Consider the following 26,094-nt stretch of genomic DNA (forward strand, 5'->3'; position numbering starts at 1 on the left):
ATGACGCGCGACACCGCAGGCGGCACACCGGCCGCGAGCAACGAGGAACGCCTCCGGGACTACCTGCGGCGGGCGAGTGCCGATCTGCGCAGGACCAGGTCACGCCTGCAGGAGCTGGAATCGGCCGCGCACGAGCCCATCGCGATCGTCGGGATGGGCTGCCGCTTCCCCGGCGGGGCCGCGAGCCCCGATGACCTGTGGCGCATGGTGGAAGCGGGCGAGCACGGCATCACCGGGATGCCGGACGACCGCGGCTGGTCGGTCGAGTCGCTGGAGTCCTCGGCGTCGCTGTCCGGCGGTTTCTTGCACGACGCCACCACGTTCGACGCCGACTTCTTCGGCATCTCGCCGCGCGAGGCGCTGGCGATGGACCCCCAGCAGCGGGTGCTGCTGGAGACGACGTGGGAGGCGCTGGAACGGGCCGGGATCGATCCGCTGGCGATCCGGGGCAGCCAGACCGGTGTGTTCGTCGGCGCCATCCCGCAGGACTACTGGGCCGGTCCGGACGACAACGCCGAGGGCTACGGCCTCACCGCGACGACTAGCAGTGTCCTCTCCGGACGCGTGGCCTACGTGCTCGGCCTGGTCGGCCCGGTGCTGACCGTGGACACGGCCTGTTCGTCCTCGCTGGTGGCACTGCACCTGGCGGCGCGGGCCCTGCGGGCGGGCGAGTGCTCGCTGGCGCTGGCCGGCGGCGTGACGGTGCTGCCCAGCCCGCTGACCTTCTCCGAGTTCAGCCGCCAGGGCGGGCTGGCCGCCGACGGCCACTGCCGGTCGTTCGCCGACTCGGCCAACGGCACCGGCCTTGCCGAGGGCGTCGGCGTACTGGTGCTGGAGCGGTTGTCCGAGGCACGGCGCAACGGTCACCACGTGCTGGCCGTGCTGCGTGGCTCGGCGATCAACTCCGACGGCGCGTCGAACGGGCTGACCGCGCCCAACGGTCCGTCCCAGGAGCGGGTGATCGAGCAGGCACTGGTCGACGCGCGGCTGGCCGCGGACCAGGTGGACGCCGTCGAGGCGCACGGCAGCGCCACCCCGCTGGGCGACCCGGTGGAGGCCGAGGCGCTGCTGGCGGCCTACGGCCGCACCCGTGACCCGGATCGGCCGCTGCTGCTGGGGTCGGTGAAGTCGAACATCAGCCACACCCAGGCGGCGGCCGGGGTCGCCGGGATCATCAAGATGGTCATGGCGATGCGCAACGGGGTTCTGCCGAAGACCCTGCACGTCGACCGTCCGACGTCCCATGTGGACTGGTCCGCAGGCACCGTCCGGCTGCTCACCGAGAACGAGCCGTGGCCGGAGACCGGTCAGCCACGCCGGGCCGGGGTGTCGTCGTTCGGGCTCAGCGGTACGAACGCCCACGTCATCGTGGAGCAGGCCGACGAGCAGCCCGCGGAGCGGGAGACGCTCTCCGGTCCGGTGCCCCTGCTGATTTCGGCGCGGGGCGGGGACGCCCTGCGTGCCAGGGCTGCCGACCTGCTGTCCGCTGTGGAAGAGCGCCCTGGTCTGGAACTGACCGACCTGGCCTGCTCGCTGGCCGGCTCCCGCGCGGGGTTGGAGCACCGCGCGGCGGTGGTCGCGGCGGACCGGGAGTCCGCGCTCGCTGGGCTGGCCGCCATCGCCGAGGGCCGTCCGGCGAGCGGACTCGCCGAGGGCGTGGTCCGCGGCCGTCCCCGGCTCGCCGTGCTGTTCGCGGGCCAAGGCACGCAGCGGCTCGGCATGGGCCGCGAGCTGTACCGGCGGTTCGGCGTGTTCGCCGAGGCGCTGGAGGCGGTACTGACCGAACTGGACAGGCACCTGGACGTCCCACTGCGCGAAGTGCTCTGGGGCACCGACGCCGGGGAACTGGCGCACACCGTGCACGCGCAGCCCGCGTTGTTCGCGGTCGAGACCGCGCTGTACCGGCTGGTCGAGTCGTGGGGGATCGTCCCGGACTTCGTCGCCGGGCACTCGATCGGCGAGGTGACCGCCGCGCACGTCGCGGGAGTGCTGTCGCTGCCCGACGCCGCGACGCTGGTCGCCGCACGCGGTCGCCTGATGCACGCGCTGCCCGCGGGCGGCGCCATGGTCGCGGTCGACGCGTCCGAGGCCGAGGTCCTGCCGCTGCTCGACGGACACGGCGGCCGGGTCGGGCTCGCCGCGGTCAACGGGCCGGAGTCGGTGGTGCTGTCCGGCGACGAGGACGCGGTCACCGAGATCGCCGGACACCTCGCGGGAGTGGGCCGGCGTACCAGGCGGCTGCACGTCTCGCACGCGTTCCACTCCCCGCACATGGGCCCCATGCTGGCCGAGTTCCGGCGCGTGGTCGCCGGGTTGTCGCCACGCGAACCGCTGATTCCGGTGGTGTCCACGCTGACCGGCCTGCCCGCGACGGTGGAGCAACTCACGTCGGCGGAGCACTGGACCGAGCACGTCCGTGCGACGGTGCGGTTCGCCGACGCCACGGGCTGGCTGCACGACCACGGGGCCGACACCTACCTGGAGCTGGGCCCGGACGGCACGCTCGCCACCCTCACCCGGAACTGCCTGAGCGAGGACGTCACCGTCGTACCGGCGCTGCGGCCCGAGCGCAACGAGGTGGAGACGATCAGCGCGGCAGCGGCAAGCCTGCACACCAGGGGCGTGCCGGTCCGCTGGGACGCCTACTTCGCCGGAACCGGCGCGTCCACTGTGGACCTGCCGACCTACCCGTTCCAGCGCCGCAGGTTCTGGCCCCGCGACGGTGTCCGGGCCTTCGGAGACATGCGGGCCGCCGGCCTCGGCGCCGCCGACCACCCGCTGCTGTCGGCCGCGGTGTCGGTGGCGGGCTCGGAGGGCACGCTGCTCACCGGACGGCTGTCGCCGCGGAGACAACCCTGGCTCGCCGACCATGTGGTCGGAGGCTCGGTGCTGCTGCCCGGCGCGGCCATGCTGGAGCTGGCGGTCCGGGCGGGCGACGAGGTCGGCTGCGACCGCGTGGCGGAGCTGACCACGACCCTGCCGCTGCACCTGCCCGCCGAGGGCGGGACCCAGGTGCAGGTGTGGGTCGGCCCGCCGGACGCGGACGGCGAGCGCGCGCTGGGCATCTTCTCCCGCCCCGACGATGCCGACGACCACGAGTGGACCCGGCACGCCACCGGCGTCCTCGCGACCGGAGGCCCGGTCGCGGAGTCGGACGGCGCGCAGTGGCCGCCGGAGGATGCCGAGCCGGTAGACCTGACCGGTCTCTACGACGGTCTGGCCGAGGAGGGCTTCGACTACGGCCCGGCCTTCCAAGGCCTGACCGCGGCCTGGCGGCGGGACGCGGAGGTATTCGCCGAGGTCGCCCTGCCCGCCCCCGTGGCCGAGGACGCCGCGGCGTTCGGGGTGCACCCGGCGTTGCTGGACGCAGCTCTGCAGACCGCCGCGCTGGCCGGCGGGGTGCGGGGCGGACTGCCGTTCGCCTGGGAGGACGTGCGGCTGCACGCGGGCGGAGCCCGGGTCGCCCGGGTCCGGCTGACCCCGGTCGGTGACGCGGTCACGGTCGAACTCAGCGACCCCACCGGGGCACCGGTGCTCTCGATCGGCTCGTTGCTGCTGCGGGCGCCCGACGGCGCCCCGGCGAGCGCGCCGCCGGAGCGCGACCTGTTCCGCCTCGACTGGGTGGAGGTTCCGGCCGAACCGGCCACCGGTCCGGTGGTCGTGCTCGGCCCCGACCCCGTCGGGCTCGCCGCAGGCGCCGACTGCGCGACCTACGCCGACCTGGACGCACTGGCCGCCGGTCCCGCACCCGAGGTGGTGCTGTGCCCGGTCGCAGCCGACGGTGACCGGGTCACCGCCGCCCACGGACTGACCGCCGGGGCGCTGTCCCGGATCCAGGACTGGCTGGCCGACGAGCGCTTTTCCAGCATCCGCCTGGTGTTCCTCACCCGCGGTGCCGTGCCCGCGGGGGACGAGGAGCCGGACCCGGCCGGCGCCGCGGTGTGGGGCCTGGTCCGCGCGGCGCAGGCCGAGCACCCCGGCCGGTTCGGCCTGCTCGACCTCGACCCCGGCAACGACGACCACGCCGGCTGGATCCCCGGTGCGTTCGGCATCGCCGAACCACAACTCGCGATCCGCGCGGGCACCCCGCTGGCCCCGCGGCTGACCCGCGTCCACGCCGGTGGGACGGAAACCGGGGCCTCCCCGTGGGCGGACGCGGGCACGGTCGTGATCACCGGGGGTACCACCGGACTCGGCGTCATCCTGGCCCGGCACCTCGCCGCCCGCCACGGTGTGCGGCACCTGCTCCTGCTCAGCCGCAGGGGAGTGGCCGCGCCCGGCGCGGCCGAACTCGCGGCCGAGCTGCGGGCGCTCGGCGCGGAGCCCGAGCTGGTCACCTGCGACGTCACCGACCGGGTCGCGCTCGCCGACGCGCTCTCCGCCGTTCCGGCGTGGCGACCGGTGACCGGCGTCGTGCACGCGGCCGGGGTGCTCGCCGACGGCGTGGTCTCCTCGCTCACCCCGGAGGCGCTCGCCGCGGTGCTGCGGCCCAAGGTCGACGCGGCATGGCATCTGCACGAACTGACCAGCCACCTGGAGCTGTCGGCGTTCGTGATGTACTCCTCGGTGGCTGGCCTGGTCGGTGCCGCGGGGCAGGGCAACTACGCCGCCGGGAACGCCTTCCTGGACGCACTGGCGGTTCGCCGCCGCGCCGAGGGGCTGCCCGGCACGTCGCTCGCCTGGGGTCCGTGGACGGACGAAGCCGGGATGACCGCCCGGCTCGACGAGGTGAGCGGGCAGCGGCTGCGCCGCCTCGGCACGCCCCCGTTGTCGGTTGCCCGCGGTGTCCAGCTGTTCGACGCCGCGCTGGCCTGCGGCGAGCCGGTGATCGCACCGGTGCGGTTCGACCTCGCCGCGACCCGGTCCACCGACGCGCTCCCCGCCGTGCTGCGTGGTCTCGTCCGCGGTCCGGCCCGCCGCGCGGCGGCCACCGGTTCCGGAGCCGGTGCCGAGCTCGTGCACCGGCTCGCCCGGCTCGACCCGGCCCGGCACCGCGATGCCGTGCTCGACGTGGTCCGCGAGGAGGCAGCTGCGGTGCTCGGGCACCCCGACCCGCGCGCGGTCGACCCGGACCGCGCCATGGCGGACCTCGGGTTCGACTCGCTGACCGCCGTCGAACTGCGCAACCGGCTGGTGGCCGCCACCGGCCTGCGGCTGCCGGCAACCCTGGTCTTCGACTACCCGACCGTGGCCGCGCTCGCCGACCACGTGCTGGCCGAACTGACCGGCACGGGCCCCGCCACCCCGGTCACCGCGACCGGTACCGCCGATGCCGGCGACCCGATCGTGATCGTCGGGATGAGCTGCCACTACCCGGGCGGCGTGCGCTCGCCCGAGGAACTGTGGCGGCTGGTCAGCGAGGGGCGCGACGCCATCACCGGGTTCCCGGTCGACCGCGGCTGGGATCTCGACGCGCTCTACCACTCGGACCCCGAGCACACCGGCACGTCCTACACCCGCTCCGGCGGGTTCCTGCACGACGCTGGTGAGTTCGATCCGGCGTTCTTCGGCATGAGCCCGCGTGAGGCGCTGGCCACCGACGCCCAGCAGCGGCTGCTGCTGGAGGCGTCGTGGGAGGCGGTCGAACGCGCTGGCATCGACCCGCACCGCCTGCGCGGCAGCCGGACCGGGGTGTTCGCCGGCGTCATGTACGCCGACTACAGCGCCCTGCTCAGCGGCGGGGAGTTCGAGGGCCACGTCGGCACCGGGACGTCGTCGAGCGTCGTGTCCGGACGGGTGTCCTACGTGCTCGGCCTGGAGGGGCCGTCGGTCACCGTGGACACCGCGTGTTCATCGTCGCTGGTCGCGATGCACTGGGCCGTCCAGGCGCTGCGCGCCGGGGAGTGTTCGCTGGCGCTGGCCGGTGGCGTGACGGTGATGTCGACGCCCGGGGCGTTCGTGGAGTTCTCCCGGCAGCGCGGCCTGTCCGCGGACGGCCGGTGCAAGGCGTACTCCGACGCCGCCGACGGTGTCGGCTGGGCGGAGGGCGTCGGCGTGCTGGCGCTGGAGCGGCGGTCCGACGCCGAGCGCAACGGGCACCGGATCCTCGCCGTGGTGCGGGGTTCCGCGGTGAACTCGGACGGTGCGTCAAACGGGCTGACCGCGCCCAACGGGCTGTCCCAGCAGCGGGTGATCCGGCAGGCTCTCGCCGCCTGCGGGCTCGAACCGTCCGATGTGGACGTTGTGGAGGGGCACGGTACCGGCACGGCGCTGGGTGATCCGATCGAGGCGCAGGCGTTGCTGGCCACCTACGGCCAGGACCGGGAGCGGCCGTTGCTGCTGGGTTCGGTGAAGTCGAATCTGGGCCACACGCAGGCCGCGGCCGGGGTCGCCGGCGTGATCAAGATGGTGCTCGCGATGCGGCACGGCGAAGTTCCGCCGACGCTGCACGCGAGCACCGCCTCCAGCCAGGTGGACTGGGCGGCGGGTGCGGTCGACTTGGTGACCGAGCCGACCGCGTGGCCCGACGCGGGCAGGCCACGGCGTGCCGCGGTGTCCTCGTTCGGGTTCAGCGGCACCAACGCGCACACGATCCTGGAGGTGCTGCCCGAAACCGAGCCCGAGCCCACCGAGCCGGAACAGCCGCGGCACGTGGTGCCGCTGGTGCTCTCCGGCCGGACGCCCGATGCGCTGCGCGATCAGGCCGCCCGGCTGCTGCCGCTCGCCGACGCCGGGCTGGCCGACCTCGCCTTCTCGCTGGCGACCACCCGTCCCCGGTTTGAACACCGCGCCGCCGTGGTGACCGGTGACCCCGAGGTCCTGCGCCGCGCGCTCGGTGCACTCGCCGACGACCGCCCGGATGCCGCGGTGGTGCGCGACGAGGCGGTCCCCGGTGACAGGCCGGCGATGTTGTTCGCCGGTCAGGGCAGCCAGCGGCCCGGCATGGGCAGGGAGCTCTACCGGCGGTTCCCCGTCTTCGCCGCGGCGTTCGACACCGTCGCGGACGCGCTGGCTCCGCACCTGGATGCCCCGCTCGCCGACGTCGTGTTCGGCGGCGACGAGCTGATCAACGAGACCTACTGGACCCAGCCCGCCCTGTTCGCGCTGGAAGTGGCGCTGTTCCGGCAGCTGGAGGCGTGGGGGATCCGGCCCGGTCACCTCGTGGGTCACTCGGTCGGTGAGCTGGCCGCCGCCCACGTCGCCGGTGTGCTGACCGTCGAGGACGCGGCCACGCTCGTCGCCGCCCGCGGCAGGCTCATGCAAGCGCTGCCCGCCGGTGGCGCGATGGTGGCGGTGGAGGCCACCGAGGCCGAGGTGCGGCCCGAGCTGGGCGACGGCGTGGAACTCGCCGCGGTCAACGGCCCGCACGCCGTGGTGGTGTCCGGCGACGAGGAGCCGGTGACCGCGCTCGCGGAGCTGTTCGCCGTACGGGGACGCAGGACCAGGGCCCTCGCGGTCAGTCACGCCTTCCACTCACCGCGCATGGACGACGTGCTCGCGGACCTGCGCGAGATCGCCGCGGGGCTGAACTACTCCCCGCCGGTACTGCCCGTCGTCTCCACGCTGACCGGTGCCCTCGCCACCGACGAGCAGCTGTGCTCACCGGAGTACTGGGTCGAGCACGCCCGCCGGACCGTCCGCTTCGCCGACGCCGTCACCACGCTGGCCGAGCTGGGCGCCGACACCTTCGTCGAACTCGGCCCCGGCGGGGCACTATCCGCCATGACCGCTGACACCCTCGGCGAGGACGTCACCGTCGTGGCGAGCCTGCGGCCCGACCGGGACGAGGAGTCCGCACTGACCGGCGCGCTGGCCCGGTTGCACGTGCGTGGTGCCGCGGTGGACTGGGCCGACTACTTCGCCGGTTCCGGTGCCAGGGTGCTGAGCCTGCCCACCTACCCCTTCCAGCGCGAGGTCTTCTGGCCGCGTGCCCTCCCGGCCCTCGGCCCGGCCGACGCGTCGCGGTACCAGGTCACCTGGCGGTCCGTGCGAGTGCCGGCCGCACCCCGGCTGGGCGGCACCTGGTTGCTCGTCGGTACCGAGCACACCGCCGAGGTGCGCACCTGGCTGGCCGATGCGGTGCGTGCGCACGGTGCCGAGGTCCGCGAGGCAGACCCGGCGACCGTGGGGGAGCTGCTGACCGAGGACGTGACCGGCGTGCTGTCCGCGGTCGCGCTCGATGAGCGACCGCACCCCGAGCACCCGGAGTTGACGGTCGGGCTGGCCGCGACGGCGGCCCTGATCCGCACGCTCGCCGCGACCGATCTCGAAACTCCACTGTGGACGGTGACGCGCGGTGCGGTGCGCACCGGGCCGGACGACCCGGCGCCGGCACCGCATCAGGCGGCGGTGTGGGGGCTGGGACGCGCGGCGGCGCTGGAACACCCGCGCCGGTGGGGCGGTCTGGTCGACCTGCCGCCCGTACCCGATCCCGCGGACGCCACCCGGCTGCTAGGCGTGCTGGCCGGCCGCGACGGCGAGGACCAGGTCGCGATGCGCACGCCCGCCGTGTTCGGCCGCCGCCTGGTCCACCACCCGGCCACCGAACCCGCCACCGCCCCGGTCGCGCGCGGAACCGTGCTTATCACCGGCGGCACCGGCGGGCTCGGTTCCGAGGTCGCCCGCTGGCTCGCCGGAGCCGGGGCGCGGCGTCTGGTGCTCACCAGCCGACGCGGTCCGGACGCCCCCGGCGTGGCCGAGCTGAGCGCCGAACTGGCCGAGCTGGGTGCAGAAGTGGACGTCGTCAGGTGCGACGTCGCCGACCGCGAGGCACTGCGAGCCGTGCTCGACGCCGTTCCCACCGGGGAGCTGACCGGCGTCGTGCACGCCGCAGGCGTCAGCGAACTCCGGCCGCTCACCGACACCGAGCTGGCCGACTTGGCCGCCGACCTGTCGGCCAAGGCGGTCGGCGCGGCCAACCTGGAAGCCCTGCTCGGTGACCGCGAGCTGGACCTGTTCGTGTTGTTCGGCTCGATCGCCGGGGTGCTCGGCAGCGCCGCGCACGCCGGCTACGGGGCGGCCAACGCCTACCTGGACGCACTGGCCGAGCACCGGCGGGCCAGGGGCCTCGTCGCGACATCGGTCGCCTTCGGTCCGTGGGCCGAGGCCGGGATGGCCACCGAGGGTGCGATCTCCGGTGAGCTCACCCGGCGCGGGCTGGTCGAGCTGTCACCGGCGACCGCGCTGGCGGCGCTGTGGCAGGCGGTGGCGCGGCGCGAGGCCACGGTCACCGTCGCCGAGTTCGACTGGGCCCGCTACGCGCCGGTCTTCACGGCGGCCCGGCCCAGCCCGCTGATCGGCGACCTGCCCGAGGTGGCCGCATTGGCCGAGGAGCAGGTGCCCGGTGCCACGTCCGAGCTCGCCGGCAGGCTGGCCGGGTTGACCGAGGCGGAGCAGGAGCGACTGCTGGTCGGTGTGGTGCGGGAGGAGGCGGCGGCGGTGCTCGGCCACGACCGGCCGGACGGGTTGCCCGAGCGGCGCGCGTTCCGCGACGTCGGTTTCGACTCGCTGACCGCGGTCGAGCTGCGCGGACGGCTGCGCGCGCTGACCGGCAGGCCGCTGCCCGCCACGCTGGTGTTCGACCACCCGGACCCGCTGACGCTGGCCCGTTTCCTGCGCACCGAGCTGCTCGGAGCGAGCCACGCGGCGACCGAGCCGGTCGCCGCCGCCCCGGCGTCCGACGACCCGATCGCGATCGTCGCGATGAGCTGCCGCTTCCCGGGCGACGTCCGCACGCCCGAGCAACTGTGGGGCCTGGTCGCGGACGGTGTCGACGCCACCTCCGAGTTTCCGGCCGGCCGTGGCTGGCAGGGCGGGTACGTCTACGACCCCGACCCGGACCGTCCTGGCGCCACCTACACCACCCGCGGTGGTTTCGTGCACGACGCCGACCGGTTCGACCCCGGGTTCTTCGGCATCTCCCCGCGTGAGGCACTGGCCATGGAGCCCCAGCAGCGCCTGTTGCTGGAGACCACCTGGGAGTGTTTCGAGCGGGCCGGTATCGACCCCGCCTCCCTGCGCGACAGCCAGACCGGCACCTTCATCGGTTCCAGCTATGCCCCGTACGGCGGGGGCGGCGGCGGTGAGGGCGGCGAGGGACACGGGATCACCGGCACGATCCCGAGCGTGCTGTCCGGCCGGCTGGCCTACGTGTTCGGCTTGCGCGGGCCCGCGGTCACCGTGGACACGGCGTGTTCCTCCTCGCTGGTGGCCCTGGACTCGGCCGCCCGGTCACTGCGGGACGGGGAGACCTCGCTCGCCGTCGCGGGCGGCGTGACCGTGACGACGACACCCGACCCGTTCGTCGCCTTCAGTCGCCAGCGCGCACTCGCCGTCGACGGCCGGTCGAAGGCGTTCTCCGACGACGCCGACGGCATGGCGCTGTCCGAGGGCGTCGGCATCGTCGTGCTGGAGCGGTTGTCCGACGCGCGGCGCAACGGCCATCCGGTGCTGGCACTCGTCCGGGGTGCGGCGATCAACTCCGACGGCGCCTCCAACGGCCTCACCGCGCCCAACGGCCAGTCCCAGCAGCGGGTCATCCGGCAGGCGCTGGCGAACGCCCACCTGTCCACGGCCGACATCGACGCGGTGGAGGCGCACGGGACGGGCACCGCGCTCGGTGACCCCATCGAGGCGGGCGCGCTTCAGGCGACCTACGGGGCCGACCGCGATCCACGTCGGCCGCTGTGGCTCGGGTCGATCAAGTCCAACATCGGCCACACCCAGTCCGCGGCCGGGGTGGCGAGCGTGATCAAGATGGTGATGGCGCTGCGCCGCGGCATCCTGCCCAGCACCCTGCACGCCGACCGTCCTTCCTCGCACATCGACTGGAGCGACGGCACGGTTACACTGCTCGCCGAGCCGGTCGCCTGGCCCGCGGGTGACCGGACGCGGCGGTGCGCGGTCTCCTCGTTCGGCATCAGCGGCACCAACGCCCACCTGATCCTGGAGGAGGCCCCACCCGCCGAGCCGTCCGCACCGCCACCGTCCGCCGACCCGGTCGTCGTCCCCTGGGTGCTGTCCGGGCGTGGCCCGGCCGCGTCGCGCGCACAGGCATCGGCACTCCTGTCCTTCGTGGACAGCCGGCGACCGGATCCGCTCGACGTCGCCCATTCGCTGGTTACCACTCGCTCGCTGTTCGAGAACCGGGCCGTCGTGCTCGGCGCCTCGGGGACGGAGCTGGCCGGGGGACTGGCCGGGCTGGCGGGCGACGGCCCCGGCCCGGGGGTCGTCACCGGAACCGCCGACATCGACGGCCCGACCGTGTTCGTCTTTCCCGGCCAGGGCGCCCAGTGGGCCGGGATGGGCGCAAGACTGCTGACCGAATCGCCGGTGTTCGCCGAGCGGATCGCCGAGTGCGCGGCGGCGCTGAGCGAGTTCGTGGACTGGTCCCTGGAGGACGTCCTGCGTCAGAACGGGGACGCCCCAACGCTGGACCGGGTGGACGTGGTGCAGCCGGCGTCGTTCGCGGTGATGGTCTCCCTGGCCGAGCTGTGGCGTTCCCACGGTGTGCGGCCCGACGCGGTCGTCGGGCACTCCCAGGGTGAGATCGCCGCCGCCGTCGTCGCCGGTGCACTGTCCCTTGAGGACGGTGCGCGGGTCGTGGCGCTGCGCAGCCAGGCCATCGCGCGCCGGCTCGCCGGGGCCGGCGGGATGATGTCGGTCGCGTTGCCGGTGGCCGAGGCCGAGGACCGGCTGCGGCCGTACGGCGACCAGGTTTCGGTGGCCGCGGTGAACAGCCCCGGCTCGGTGGTCGTGTCGGGTGCGCCCGAGGCGCTGGACGCCCTGTTCGCCGAGCTGTCCGCGGCCGAGGTGCGGGTGCGGCGGGTCGCGGTGGACTACGCCTCGCACTCGGCGCAGGTGGACGGGCTGGAGGAGGAACTGCTCGCGGAGCTGGCCCCGCTGAAGCCGGTGGCGGCCGGGGTTCCGCTCTACTCCACCCTGACCGGTGACCTGCTGGACACCACCGGGATGGACGCCGGGTACTGGTACCGCAACCTGCGCCGGACGGTGGAGTTCGAGTCGGCGATCCGCGCTCTGCTCGCCGCCGGGCACCGCGCCTTCGTCGAGGTGAGCCCGCACCCCGTGCTGACGTTCGCCGTGCAGGAGACCGCCGACGGCCAGCTCCGCGCGGGCGAGCCGGTCGTGGTCGCAGGGACGCTGCGCCGCGACGACGGCGGCCTCGACCGCGCGCTGACCTCGCTGGCGGAGGTGTTCGTCCGCGGTGTCCCGGTCGATTGGGCCCCCGTGGCGGCCGGCGGCCGGGTGCTGGACCTGCCGACCTACGCGTTCCAGCACGACTCCTACTGGGTCATGCCACCGTCGTCCGAGGGCGCCGCCTCGGCCGACGACGGCACGTGGACGGCCATCGAGGAGGCCGACCCCGCCACGCTCGCCGCCGACCTGCGGGTCGACGAGGAAGCACTGGCCGCCGTGCTGCCCGCGCTGTCGGCCTGGCGCCGTGACCGAGCCACCGAGTCCGCAGTGGACTCGTGGCGCTACCGGGTCGGCTGGACCCCGGTGGCGGCCGGCCCGGCGGCCACGCTGGCCGGTACCTGGCTGCTGATCACCCCGGAGGGCGTCGACGGTGCCGACGTCGAGGCCGCGCTCACCGGACACGGCGCCGAGGTGCTGCGCCTGGCGGCCGGCGAGGCCGACCGCGAGGCACTCGCCGAGCGGCTGGCCGGAACCGAGGCCGCGGGGATCGTCTCGCTGCTGGGCTTCGACGAGCGGCCGGGTTCGCACCACCCCGCGCTGCCCGCCGGGCTCGCCACGACGATCGCGCTCGTGCAGGCGCTCGGCGACGCCGGGATCGGGGCACCCCTGTGGTGCCTGACCCGTGGTGCCGTGTCGACCGGCCGGTCCGACGAGGTGACCAACCCGGTGCAGGCCATGGTGCACGGCCTCGCCTGGACCGCGGCGCTGGAGCACCCGGAGCGCTGGGGCGGCGTGATCGACCTGCCCGCCGAACTCGGCCCGGTGGCCGCGCGGCGGCTGGCCACCGCGCTCGCCGGCACCGCCGGGGAGGACCAGCTCGCCGTGCGCGACACCGGCCTGCTCGCCCGGCGCGTGCTGCCCGCCCAGGCCCCGTCAGCCGTCCGGCGGTGGACGCCGCGCGGCACCACGCTGATCACCGGCGGCACGGGCACACTGGGCCCGCACGTCGCCCGCTGGCTCGCCGGTCGCGGCGCCGAGCGGCTCGTGCTGCTCGGCAGGCGCGGCCCGGACTCGCCGCGGGCCGTGGAACTGGTGGCCGAGCTGGAAATGCTCGGCACGGTGGCCGAGGTGGTCGCGTGCGACGTCATCGACCCGGCGGCCGTCGCGGCGCTGCGCGACCGGTTGCGTGCCGACGGCCACGAGATCCGCACGGTCATCCACGCCGCCGCGGTGATCGAGCTGGCAACCATCGACGACTCCGACCCGCGTGCCTTCGCCCGTGTCCTGGACGCGAAGGTCGCCGGTGCCCGCAACCTGGATGCCGCGTTCGACGCCGACGACCTCGACGCGTTCGTCCTGTTCTCGTCCGTGGCCGGGATGTGGGGCACCGGGCAGCACGCCGCCTACGTCGCGGGCAACGCCTACCTGCACGCGCTGGCCGAGCGGCGCCGGGCCCGCGGTCTGTCCGCCACCGCCCTGTCCTGGGGGATCTGGGCGGACGACCTGGAACTGGGCCGGGTCGACCCGAGCCAGATCCGCCGCAGCGGCCTGGAGTTCATGGACCCCGGGCTGGCGCTCACCGCCTTCGGCCGGGTCCTCGACGGTGACGAGACCACGGTCGCCGTCGCCGACGTGGACTGGGAGCAGTACCACCCGGTCTACACCGCGGCCCGGGAAACCCGGCTGTTCGCCGAGATCCCCGCCGTGCGCGGGCTGGCCGAGGCCGGGCGGACGCCCGCCCGGACCGAGCGGCTGGGTGAACTGGCCGAGCGGCTGCGTGAACTGCCGTCGGCCGAGCGGGAACGCGAAGTGCTGGACCTGGTACGGGCCGAGGCGGCCGTAGTGCTCGGGCACGGCTCCGCCGAGGCGCTGCCCGAGCGGGGTGCCTTCCGCGACGCCGGCTTCGACTCGGTGACCGCCGTCGACCTGCGCAATCGGATCGCCGCCAGCACCGGCCTCGCCCTGCCGGCCACGCTGGTGTTCGACCACCCGAGCCCGGTCGCGCTGGCCGAGTTCCTGCTCGCCGAGCTGGCCGGTGCGGCGACGCCGGTCGTGACCGCCCCGGCGCCCGGGGCGTTCGCCGCCGGTGAGCCGATCGCGATCGTCGGGATGAGCTGCCGTTACCCGGGCGGGGTGAGTTCACCGGAACAACTGTGGGATCTGATCAGCGAGGGAACGGACGCGATCACCCCGTTCCCGGCCGATCGCGGCTGGCGGGCCGAGGACCTGCACGATCCCGACCCGGACCGCGCCGGGCGGACCTACTCGGTGCAGGGCGGGTTCCTGCACGACGCCGCCGAGTTCGACCCCGGCTTCTTCGGGGTGTCGCCGCGTGAGGCGCTGTTCATGGACCCGCAGCAGCGGTTGCTGCTGACCACCGCCTGGGAGGCCTTCGAACGCGCCGGCATCGACCCGCACCACCTGCGCGGCAGCCGGACCGGCACCTTCGTCGGCGCCAGCTACCAGGACTACGGCGCCGCCGTGTCCGCCGTGGACAACGCGGAAGGCCACCAGATCACCGGCACGCTGCCCAGCGTGCTCTCCGGCAGGCTGGCCTACCTGTTCGGTCTCGAAGGACCGGCGATCACGCTCGACACCGCCTGCTCGTCGTCGCTGGTCGCGCTGCACTTGGCCGCCCGGTCGCTGGCCACGGGAGAGAGCGACCTCGCCCTCGCCGGCGGGGTCAGCATCATGGCCACGCCAGGCGCGTTCATCGGGTTCAGCCGCCAGCGCGCTCTGGCCAGGGACGGCCGGTGCAAGGCCTACGCCGACACCGCCGACGGGATGACGCTGGCCGAAGGGGTCGGACTCGTCTTGCTCGAACGGCTCTCCGACGCCCGCCGCAACGGGCACCAGGTGCTGGCGGTCCTGCGCGGCAGCGCCATCAACCAGGACGGCGCGTCCAACGGCCTCACCGCCCCGAACGGCCCCGCGCAGCAGCGGGTCATCACCGCGGGGCTCGCCGCTTGCGGGCTGGAGCCGTCCGATGTGGACGTTGTGGAGGGGCACGGTACCGGCACGGCGCTGGGTGATCCGATCGAGGCGCAGGCGTTGCTGGCCACCTACGGCCAGGACCGGGAGCGGCCGTTGCTGCTGGGTTCGGTGAAGTCGAACATCGGCCACACCCAGATGGCATCCGGGGCCGCCAGCGTGATCAAGATGGTGCAGGCGCTGCGGCACGGTGTGCTGCCCCGCACCCTGCACGTGGACACCCCGTCGACGCACGTGGACTGGGCGGCCGGGTCGATCGAGCTGCTCACCGAGCCCGCCGAATGGCCGGAGACCGGCAGGCCGCGGCGCGCGGCCGTGTCCTCGTTCGGTCTCAGCGGCACCAACGCGCACATGATCTTGGAACAGGCGCCGCCGACCGAGCCCGCCGAAGAAGTCGCGGAAGAGCGGCTGCCGGTGCCTGTGCTGACCTCCGCGCGCGACGAGGTCACGCTGCGTGCCCAGGCAGGCCAGCTGCTGTCCTATCTGGACGACAACGCCGGCGTGCCGCTGGGCGACCTCGCCGCCGCGCTGGCCACCACCCGGTCCGCGTTCGAGCACCGAGCCGCGGTCGTGGCCGCCGACCGCGACGAGCTGGCGCACCGGCTGACCGCCCTGCGCGACGGCTCCCCGGCGGCTGGCCTGATCACCGCGCGGGCCGGGCGCGGGCGGACCGCGTTCCTGTTCGGCGGGCAAGGCTCGCAGCGACCAGGGATGGGCCGCGAGCTGTACGACCGGTTCGCCGTGTTCGCCGAGGCACTGGACGAGGTGCTCGCCCACCTCGATCCGGAGCTGGATCGCCCGCTGCGGGAGGTCCTCTTCGCCGAGCCGGGCAGCGCCGAGGCCGAACTGCTCGACCGGACCGGCTACACGCAGCCCGCGCTGTTCGCGCTGGAGGTGGCGCTGTTCCGGCTCGTCGAGTCGTGGGGCGTGCGGCCGGACTACCTGGCGGGGCACTCCATTGGTGAGCTGGCCGCCGCGCACGCCGCCGGTGTGCTGTCCCTGCCCGACGCGTGCACGCTGGTCGCCGCGCGTGCCCGGTTGATGCAGGCCCTGCCCGGGGGCGGGGCGATGGTGGCGGTGCGCGCGACCGAGCAGGAGGTGCTCGCGTACCTCGACGGCGACCGGGTCGCCATCGCCTCGCTCAACGCGCCGTCCTCGGTGGTCGTGGCGGGCGACGAGGACGCGACGCTGGACCTCGCCGCCCGGCTCACGGCCGGCGGGCACCGGACCCGGCGGCTCGCGGTGAGCCACGCCTTCCACTCGCCGCTGATGGACGCCATGCTCGACGACTACGCCGCGGTCGCCGGGAGTGTGACCTACCGGCAGCCGCAGCTGGCGGTCGTGTCCACGGTGACCGGCGAGCCGGCGACGGCGGGGCAGCTGTGCGACCCGGACTACTGGGTCAACCAGGTGCGCAGGCCCGTCCGGTTCGCCGACGCCGTGTCCTGGCTGTCCGGCAAGGGCGTGACCACGTTCCTCGAACTGGGCGCCGACGGCGCGTTGTCCGGCCTGGCCAGGGAGACCGTCGAGCACCTGACCGAGGCGGGCACCGAGTCCGGGGCCGGGTTCCTCCCGGTGCTGCGCCGCGACCGGCCCGAGGTGCAGGTCCTGCTCGGCGCGCTGGCCGGGCTGCACACCCGCGGGGTGACCGTGGACTGGGCCGGTTTCTTCGCCGGGAGCGGCACCCGTCCGCTCGACCTGCCGACCTACCCGTTCCGGCGGGACCGCTTCTGGCCGGAGCCTCCGGCTCCGCCCGCACCGGGGGAGCCCGAGCGGGACACGGACTTCTGGGGCGCGGTGGAACGGGCCGACGTCGAGTCACTGGCGTCCACATTGGACGTCGACGGCGCCGCGCTGGCCGAGGTCGTCCCGGCGCTGGCCCAGTGGCGGCGGCACCGGCGCGAACGGTCCGCCGTGGACGGGCTGCGCTACCGGGTCGACTGGCGACCGCTGAGCCTCCCCGCCCCGCCGGCTCCCGGCGGGCGGTGGCTCGTGCTGCTGCCCGAGGGCGCCGACGAGCCCGCCTGGCTGACCGGACTGCTCGACGCCGTGGCCGGCGAGGCGGTCCGGCTGGTCGTCGGCGAGCCCGACCGGGACGCGATCGCCGGGCGGCTGGGCGAACTGGGCACCGGCTTCGCGGGTGTCCTGTCCCTGCTGGCCCTCGGCGCGGCCTACGCGGACACCGCGCTGGCCGCGACCACGACGGCCCTGCAGGCTCTCGGCGACGCCGGGGTGCGTGCCCGGCTGTGGTGCCTGACCCGCGACGCCGGGTTCGACCCGGCGGCGGGCGCGGTGTGGGGACTGGGCAGGGTCGCCGCGCTCGAACACCCCGAGACCTGGGGTGGACTGGTCGACCTGCCCGCCGAGGACCGTCACCTCGACCGGCACGCCTTGCGCAGGCTCGCCGCGGTGCTCACCGGCGACAGCGGCGAGGACCAGGTGTCAGTGGGCCCCCGCGGCCTGCTCGCGCGCCGACTCGTGCGCGCTCCGCTGCCAGCCGGCCCGCCCCGGGACGGCTACCGGCCGTCCGGCACCGTGCTGGTCGTCGGCGGCACCGGCGCACTGGGCGGCCACCTCGCCCGGTGGCTGGCCGGCGCGGGTGCCGAGCACCTGGTGCTGACCAGCCGCCGCGGTCACGCCGCCCCCGGAGCCGGGGACCTGGTCACCGAGCTCACCGACTTGGGCGCCCGGGTCACCGTCGCCGCCTGCGACGCCGCCGACCGCGACGCGCTCGCCGGTGTGCTCGCCGACGTTCCGGCCGACGCGCCGCTCACCGCCGTGTTCCACGCGGCGGGTGTGGTCGAGGACGGGGTGCTCGACGGGCTGGCGCCCACGGCGTTCCGGAACGTCCTGCGGTCCAAGCTGGAGTCGGCCGCGAACCTGCACGACCTGACCTCCCGCATCGACCTCGCCGCGTTCGTCCTGTTCACCTCGATCGCAGGGACGCTCGGCGCCGCGGGACAGGGCAACTACGCCGCAGCGAACGCCGCGCTGGACGCGCTGGCCCGCCACCGGCGGACACGCGGACTGCCGGCCACCGCCGTGGCCTGGGGCCCGTGGGCTGAGGGCGGCATGGCCACCGACGCGGGAACCGGCGCTGACCGGATGCGCAGGGGCGGACTCACCCCGCTGATGCCGGACCGCGCACTCGCCGCGCTGGGCGAGGCGATCGGGCACGGCGACACCGAGACCACCATCGCCGACGTCGACTGGGCCCGCCTCGTGCCCGTGTTCGCCGCGGCCAGACCGGCCCCGCTGGTCGCAGGCCTGTCCGAAGCCGCCCCCGCCCCCGTGGTGGCCGACAGCGGCCCGCTGCCGGAACTGGCCGGCCTGCCCGCCGCCCAGCGGGAACGGCAGGCCTTGGACCTGCTGCGCGGCCAGGCGGCTGCGGTGCTCGGCCACGCCGACGCCACCGAGGTCGACGCCGACCGCGCGTTCCTCGACCTCGGCTTCGACTCGCTGACCACATTGGAGCTGCGCAACGCGCTCAGCGCCGCGACCGGGCTGCGCCTTCCCGCTTCGCTGGTGTTCGACCACCCGACGCCCCGCGATCTGGCCGCCTTCCTCGCCACCGAGCTGGCCGGGGAGCCCGCCCCCGCGCCCGCGGCCCGGACGTCCGGTGCGACGACCGAGCCGATCGCGGTCGTCGGTATCGGCTGCCGGTTCCCCGGCGGAATCAGCTCGCCGGAGGAGCTGTGGCGGCTGCTGGCCGACGGCGGGGACGGGATCACCCCGTTCCCGGCCGACCGCGGCTGGGATCTCGCCGGGCTGGCCGAGCGCTCGGCCACCCAGCGGGGTGGATTCCTGCCCGGCGTCGCCGACTTCGACGCCGACTTCTTCGGCATCTCGCCCCGCGAGGCGCTGGCCATGGACCCGCAGCAGCGGCTCCTGCTGGAAACCGCGTGGGAGTCGCTGGAACGCGCCGGCATCGACCCGACCGGGCTGCGCGGCAGCGAGACCGGCGTGTTCGTCGGCACCAACGGCCAGGACTACGTGGACGTGCTGCGCCGGGCCGCCGCGGCGGCCGGCCCGTCGGAGGGCGACGGCGTCGGCGGCTACGTGGCGACCGGCAACACCGCCAGCGTCATGTCCGGACGGTTGGCTTACGCGCTGGGGCTGGAAGGCCCTGCGGTCACTGTGGACACCGCCTGCTCGGCCTCACTTGTCGCGCTGCACCTGGCGCTGCGGGCGCTGCGGGCGGGGGAGTGCTCGCTCGCGCTGGCTGGCGGTGTGTCGGTGATGTCCAACCCGGACGCGTTCGTCGAGTTCAGCCTGCAGGGCGGTCTCGCGGCGGACGGACGGTGCAAGTCGTTCGGCGCCGGTGCCGACGGCACCGCGTGGGCCGAGGGCGTCGGCGTGCTGGCGTTGCGGCGGCTGTCCGACGCGCGGCGCGACGGACAGCCGGTGCTCGCCGTGCTCAGCGGGTCCGCGGTCAACGCCGACGGCGCGTCCAACGGCCTCACCGCGCCGAACGGCCTCGCCCAGCAGCGGGTGATCCGCGCCGCGCTGGCCGACGCCGGTATCACCGCGGCCGACGTCGACGCGGTCGAGGCGCACGGAACCGGCACCACGCTGGGCGACCCCATCGAGGCGCAGGCCCTGCTGGAGGTCTACGGCAAGGACCGCGAGGATCCGCTGCTGCTCGGCTCGGTCAAGTCGAACATCGGCCACACGCAGGGCGCGGCCGGTGTCGCCGGAGTGATCAAGATGGTGCTGGCCCTGCGGCACCGGACGTTGCCGCGCACGCTGCACGCCGAGGAGCCCTCCCCGCACGTCGACTGGTCGGCCGGCCGGATAGCGCTGCTGACCGAGCAGCGGGACTGGCCCGGCACCGGACGGCCGTGGCGGGCCGGCGTCTCCGCCTTCGGCCTCGGCGGCACCAACGCGCACGTGATCGTCGAACAAGCACCACCCGCCGGAGTTCGCACTGCGAGCGACGGCGAGCAAGGACGACACCTGCCGGAGGTGCCCGACCTGGCGGAGCGAGGGCGATTCAACGCAGTGCCCTGGGTCGTCTCCGGCCGCACCGACGAGGCGCTCGACGCGCAGTTGCGGCGCCTCACCGCATTCGCCGCCGAACGGCCGGAACTGAGCCCGGCCGCCATCGGCCGCGCACTGGCCACCGGCCGTGCCGCGCTGCCCCGGCGCGCGGTCCTGCTGTCCGGTGTGGACGGTGCGGACGGGGTGATCGAGGTCGCCAGGGACACCGCTGGCGACGGCGCGGGACTGGCGTTCCTGTTCTCCGGGCAGGGTTCGCAGCGCCCTGGCATGGGCCGCGGGCTGTACGAGCGGTTCGACGTGTTCGCCGACGCGCTCGACGAACTGCTCGCCCACCTGGACCCCGGCTTGCGCGACGTCATGTGGGGCCAGGACCCCGACGTGCTGAACCGGACCGGCCACGCACAGCCGGCGCTGTTCGCGCTTGAGGTCGCGTTGTTCCGGTTGCTGGAGTCGTGGGGCGTGCGGCCCGACCACCTGCTCGGTCACTCGGTGGGCGAACTGGCCGCCGCGCACGTCGCCGGTGTGCTCTCGGTCGCCGACGCCTGCGCACTGGTGACCGCCCGGTCCGCGCTGATGCAGGCGCTGCCCGAAGGCGGGGCGATGGTCGCGGTGCGGGCGGGCGAGGACGAGCTGGCCGGCCTGCTGGACGAGCGGGTGTCGATCGCCGCGGTCAACGGACCGGAGGCGGTGGTGCTGGCCGGACCGGAGGACGCCGTGCGGGCAATCGCCGACCGGTTCACCGCGGACGGCAGGCGGACCACCCGGCTGCGGGTCAGCCATGCGTTCCACTCCCCGCTGATGGACCCGGTGCTCGACGACCTGCGGGCGGTCGCCTCCGGGCTGACCTACCACCCGCCGCGCATCCCGGTGATCTCCAACCTCACCGGGAAGCAGGCCACCGGAGAGCAGCTGTGCTCGCCTGAGTACTGGGTCCGGCAGGCGCGGGAGGCCGTGCGCTTCGCCGACGGCGTCGCAACGCTGCGCGCCGCGGGCGTGCGGACCCTCGCCGGGCTCGGCCCTGACGGTGCGCTGTGCGCGCTGTCGAGGCAGAGCGCCGAGGACGTGACCGCGGTGCCGTTGCTGCGCGGGGACCGGGACGAGGAGACGACCCTGCTCACCGCGCTCGGCGGGCTGCACGCCCGCGGCGTGCCGGTGGAGTGGTCCGCGTTCTTCGGGACCGGCCCTGCCGCGGACCTTCCGACCTACGCCTTCCAGCGCACCCGGTTCTGGCCGGACGTTCCCGCTGGCGCCGCCGCGCCCGCCGATCCGGCGGACGCCGGGTTCTGGGCCGCGGTCGAGCGGGCGGACCTGGACTCGCTGTCGTCCACTTTGGACGTCGACGGGGCGGCACTCGCGGAGGTCGTCCCGGCGTTGTCCGCGTGGCGGCGCGGGCGCAGGGAACGTGACGCCGCGGACCGCTGGCGCTACCGGATCACCTGGGAACCCGTGGAGACCGCCGCGAACGTGGAGCTGACTGGAACCTGGCTGGCGCTGGTGCCCGCCGGCTGGACCACCGACGACTGGCTGCGTGCCGCGGTCGAAGCGCCGCGGGGAACCGTGCGGCCGGTCGAAGTACAACCCGGCGCCGATCTCGCCGGCCTGCTCGCCGGAACCGGGCCGGCCGGGGTGCTGTCGCTGCTGCCCTCGGAGCCCACCGAAGTCCTCGCGGCCATGACGCGGGCCAGGATCGACGCACCGCTGTGGTGCGTGACCAGGGCCGCCGTGCGGGCCACCCCCGCTGATCCGCCGCCCGACCCCTCGGCGGCAGCCGTGTGGGGAGCGGGACGGGTGTGCGCGCTGGAGGATCCGGACCGCTGGGGCGGCCTGGCCGACCTGCCCGAGACGCTCGACGACACCGCGGTCGCGGCGTTCACCGCAGCACTGGCCGGACTCGGCGAGGACCAGCTCGCCGTGCGCGGGGAAGGACTGCTCGCCCGCAGGCTGACCCGGGCCGAACCCGGCCGGGCCGCCGAACCGTGGACCCCGGAAGGGACCGTCCTGGTCAGCGGGGCGGTCGGTGAGCACCTGCTCGGCTGGCTGGCCGGAGCCGGTACCCGCCACCTGGTGCTCACCGACCCCGGCCTGGCCGGTTCGGTGACCGGGGTGGAGGTCACCGTCGCGGCCGACGACGCCGACCTGGCCGCACTGCTCGACACGATCTCCGACCTGACCGCTGTCGTCCTGGCACCGGATTCCGCGGAGAACGCGCCGGTCGCCACCGCGGCCAGGATCGACGCGCTGCTGGCCGAGCGGGACCTCGACGCGTTCGTCGTGTGCGGTTCGGTCGCCGGCGTCTGGGGTGCCGCCGACCGCGGGGACGAAGCGGCGGCCGGCGCCTACCTGGAGGCGCTGGCGCTGCGCAGGCACGCCAGGGGGCTGCGGGCCACCGCCGTCGCCCTGGGCGCCTGGGCCGGCGCGGACCAGGTCGACGTGGGTCAGGAGAACCACCTGCGGCTGAGCGGACTGCCCGCGATGTCACCCGAGCTGGTCCTACCGGTGGTCCGTGGCGTGGCGGCAGGAGACGAGCCGTCGGTCATCGTCGCCGACGTGGTGTGGGACCGGTTCGTCCCGGCGTTCACCGCGGGGCGGCGGAGTCCGCTGCTCACCGGCCTGCCCGAGGCGCGTGCGGCGGCGGAGGCCGCCGAACGGGACCGCCGGGACCGGCACGCGGTCGTCGACGAACTGCGCGGGCGCCTGGCGGCACAACCGGCCGCCGCACGCAACGGCGTGGTCCTCGGCATCGTGCTGGACGCGGTCGCCACCGTGCTCGGCCACGCCAGTGCCGGTTCGATCGAGTCCGACCGGGCGTTCTCCGACCTCGGGTTCGACTCGCTCGCCGCGGTGGACCTGCGGGACCGGCTGGGCACCGTGACCGGGCTCGACCTGCCGGCAACGCTCGTGTTCGAGCACTCGACGCCCGCGGTGCTCACCGAGCACCTCCTCGAACAGCTCGTCCCCGGTCAGTCCGCAGCCGATGCCGAGGAGGAGCGCGTGCGTGCGCTACTCGCCGCGGTGCCGCTCACCGCGCTGCGCGACATCGGCGTACTGGAGCCACTGCTGGCCCTCGCCGACCGGGGTAGCGGGGAGAAGACACCGAACGGAGCGAACGGGTCGGGCAACGGCTCCCGGGACGTCGACTCGATGGACCTCGAGGACCTGGTGCGCGCCGCGCACGGCGATCTCGACGGCAACTCCGGCCAGCCCGACGGAAGGGGTCAGGAATGACCGCACCGAGCGAACAGGTCGTCGGCGCACTGCGTGCCGCGCTCAAACAGGTCGACAGCCTGCGCGAGCACAACCGGCAGCTCACGGAGGCCGCGACCGAACCGATCGCGATCGTCGGGATGGCCTGCCGCTACCCCGGCGGCGTCCGGTCGCCCGAGGACCTGTGGCGGCTCGTCGACGACGGTGTCGACGCGATCGGCCCGATGCCGGGCGACCGGGGCTGGGACCTGAGCGCGCTGGACGCGTTCGGACCGGAGCGGGGCGGCCCGGTGGTGCCGAGAGAGGGCGGTTTCCTCGACGACGCCGCCGGTTTCGACCCGGGCGTCTTCCGGATCTCGCCCCGCGAGGCCCTGGTGATGGACCCCCAGCAGCGGCTGTTGCTGGAGGTGGGCTGGGAGGCGATGGAGCGGGCCGGCATCGACCCGGCCTCGCTGCGCGACGGCGACACCGGTGTGTTCGTCGGCGGCGGCACCGGCGACTACCGGGCCCCCACGTACGGCATGGAGTGGTCGACCGCCCAGTCGGGCAGCCTGCTGTCCGGCCGCCTCGCCTACACCTTCGGCCTGCGCGGGCCGAGCATGTCGGTGGACACCGGGTGCTCCTCTTCGCTGGTGGCGCTGCACCTGGCGATCCGGGCGCTGCGCGCGGGGGAGTGCTCGCTGGCGCTGGCCGGCGGGGTCACCGTGATGTCCACCCCGGCCGTCTTCGTCGAGTTCGCCGTGCAGGGCGCGCTGTCGCCGGACGGGCGGTGCAAGGCGTTCGGCGAGGGAGCCGATGGCACCGGCTGGTCCGAGGGCGCCGGCATGCTCGCGGTCGAACGGCTTTCCGACGCGCGGCGCAACGGGCACCGGGTGCTCGCGTTGCTCGCCGGGTCGGCGGTCAACGCCGACGGCGCCTCCAACGGGCTGACCGCCCCGAGCGGACCCGCCCAGCGGGCGGTCATCTCCGCCGCGCTCGCCGACGCGCGGCTCGGGCCCGCGGACGTGGACGTGGTGGAGGCGCACGGAACCGGGACCAAACTGGGTGACCCGATCGAGGCGCGGTCGCTGTTGGCCACCTACGGCAGGGACCGGCAGCGACCACTGCTGCTCGGCTCGCTCAAGTCGAACATCGGCCACACCCAGTCGGCGGCCGGGGTGGCCGGGGTCATCAAGATGGTGATGGCGATGCGGCACGGCATCGCGCCCCGGACGCTGCACGCAGGCACGCCCTCGCCACACGTCGACTGGTCGGCCGGGACGGTGTCGCTGCTGACCGAGCCCACGCCGTGGCCCGAGACCGGCCGGCCGCCGCGCGCCGCGGTCTCATCGTTCGGTGCCAGCGGCACCAACACTCACGTCGTGCTGGAGGAGGCCCCCACCGAGCCCGCCGACGCGGAGCCCGCCACGGTGGTGCCCCGGGTGGTGCCGCTGGTCCTGTCCGGGCGCGGCGCCGAGGCACTGCGCGCACAGGCGGTCGCCGTCGCGTCCCGTGTGGACAGTTCGGGCACCGGGACACCGCTGGACATCGGCTACTCGCTGGCGACCACCCGGTCGGCCTTCGAACACCGGGCGGTCGTGCTGGCCACCGGTCACGCGGGTGCGGCCGAGTCGCTGGCGGCGCTCTCCGAGGGTGGACGCGACGCCAACGTCGTCGAGGGTGTGTCGGCCGGTGGGCGGACCGCGTTCGTGTTCTCCGGCCAGGGATCGCAGCGGCTCGGCATGGGCCGCGAACTGCACGGCCGGTTCGGCGTGTTCGCCGAGGCCTTCGACGCCGTGGCCGCCGAACTGGACGGCCACCTCGGCACGCCGCTGCGCGACGTCGTGTGGGGCACCGCCCAGGCCCGGCTGGACGACACGGCGTGGACCCAGCCCGCGTTGTTCGCCGTCGAGGTGGCGCTGTACCGGCTGCTGCGGTCCTGGGGTGTCCGGCCAGACCTGCTGCTCGGGCACTCCATCGGGGAAGTCGCGGCAGCGCACGTGGCCGGTGTGCTCTCCCTGGCCGACGCGTGCGTGCTGGTGTCCGCGCGTGCCCGGCTGATGGGCGCCCTGCCCGCGGGCGGTGCGATGGTCGCGGTCGGTGCGGGCGAGGCCGAGGTCCTCGACCTGCTGGCCGGTCACGAACACCGGATTTCGGTCGCGGCGGTCAACGGCCCGGACGCCCTGGTGCTGTCCGGGGAACTGGCCGCCGTGACCGAGCTCAGCGAACAGCTGTCGGCCCGCGGTCACCGGACGAAGCGCCTGCCGGTGAGCCACGCGTTCCACTCGGCGCTGATGGACCCGATGCTCGACGACCTGCGGGCCGCGCTGGCCGGCATCTCGTGGCATCCCCCGGAGATCCCGGTCGTCTCCGCCCGCACCGGCACGACCGTGACCGACGAGCTGGCCACGGCCGGGTACTGGGTGTCGCAGGTGCGCGAGCCCGTGCGTTTCGGCGACGGTGTGCGGACGCTGGCAGCCTCGGGCGTGCGGGTGTTCGTGGAGGTCGGGCCGGGCAGCACGCTGTCCTCGTCGGTGCACGACACGCTCGCCACCGTGGCCGAGTCCGAAACCGAGGACGTGGCACGGGTCGTGGTGCCGGTGCTGCGCGACGACCGCGACGAGGAGCCGGCCGCGGTGCACGCACTGGCCGAGCTGCACGCGGCGGGCGTGGCGGTGGACTGGCGGGCGTTCTTCGCCGGCACTGGTGCCTCCACGGTGGACTTGCCGACCTATTCGTTCCAGCGGGAGCGGTTCTGGCCGGTGACGGGCTCGCGGATGACCGACGCCGGCGGTCTCGGACTGGTCCCCGTCGAGCATCCGC

The 26,094-nt window shown here is 74.9% G+C and carries 1 protein-coding gene and 1 pseudogene; both read left to right on the forward strand.

Translation table 11 applies throughout. From position 1 onward, the window contains the following. Positions 1-23,313, forward strand: coding sequence for a type I polyketide synthase (locus OOZ19_RS12430; RefSeq protein ID WP_266090248.1), 23,313 nt, complete (start codon positions 1-3; stop codon positions 23,311-23,313). Between the two features lie 29 nt (positions 23,314-23,342). Beyond that, positions 23,343-26,030: pseudogene (locus OOZ19_RS30250) on the forward strand (type I polyketide synthase); the annotation flags it as partial. Positions 26,031-26,094: the final 64 nt, after the last annotated feature.

This window comes from Saccharopolyspora sp. NFXS83 (genome assembly GCF_026241095.1).
Lineage (GTDB): Bacteria > Actinomycetota > Actinomycetes > Mycobacteriales > Pseudonocardiaceae > Saccharopolyspora_C.

Coding starts and splice junctions, on each gene's coding strand:
- OOZ19_RS12430 (WP_266090248.1), top strand. CDS start 1: ATGACGCGCGACACCGCAGGCGGCACACCGGCCGCGAGCAACGAGGAA.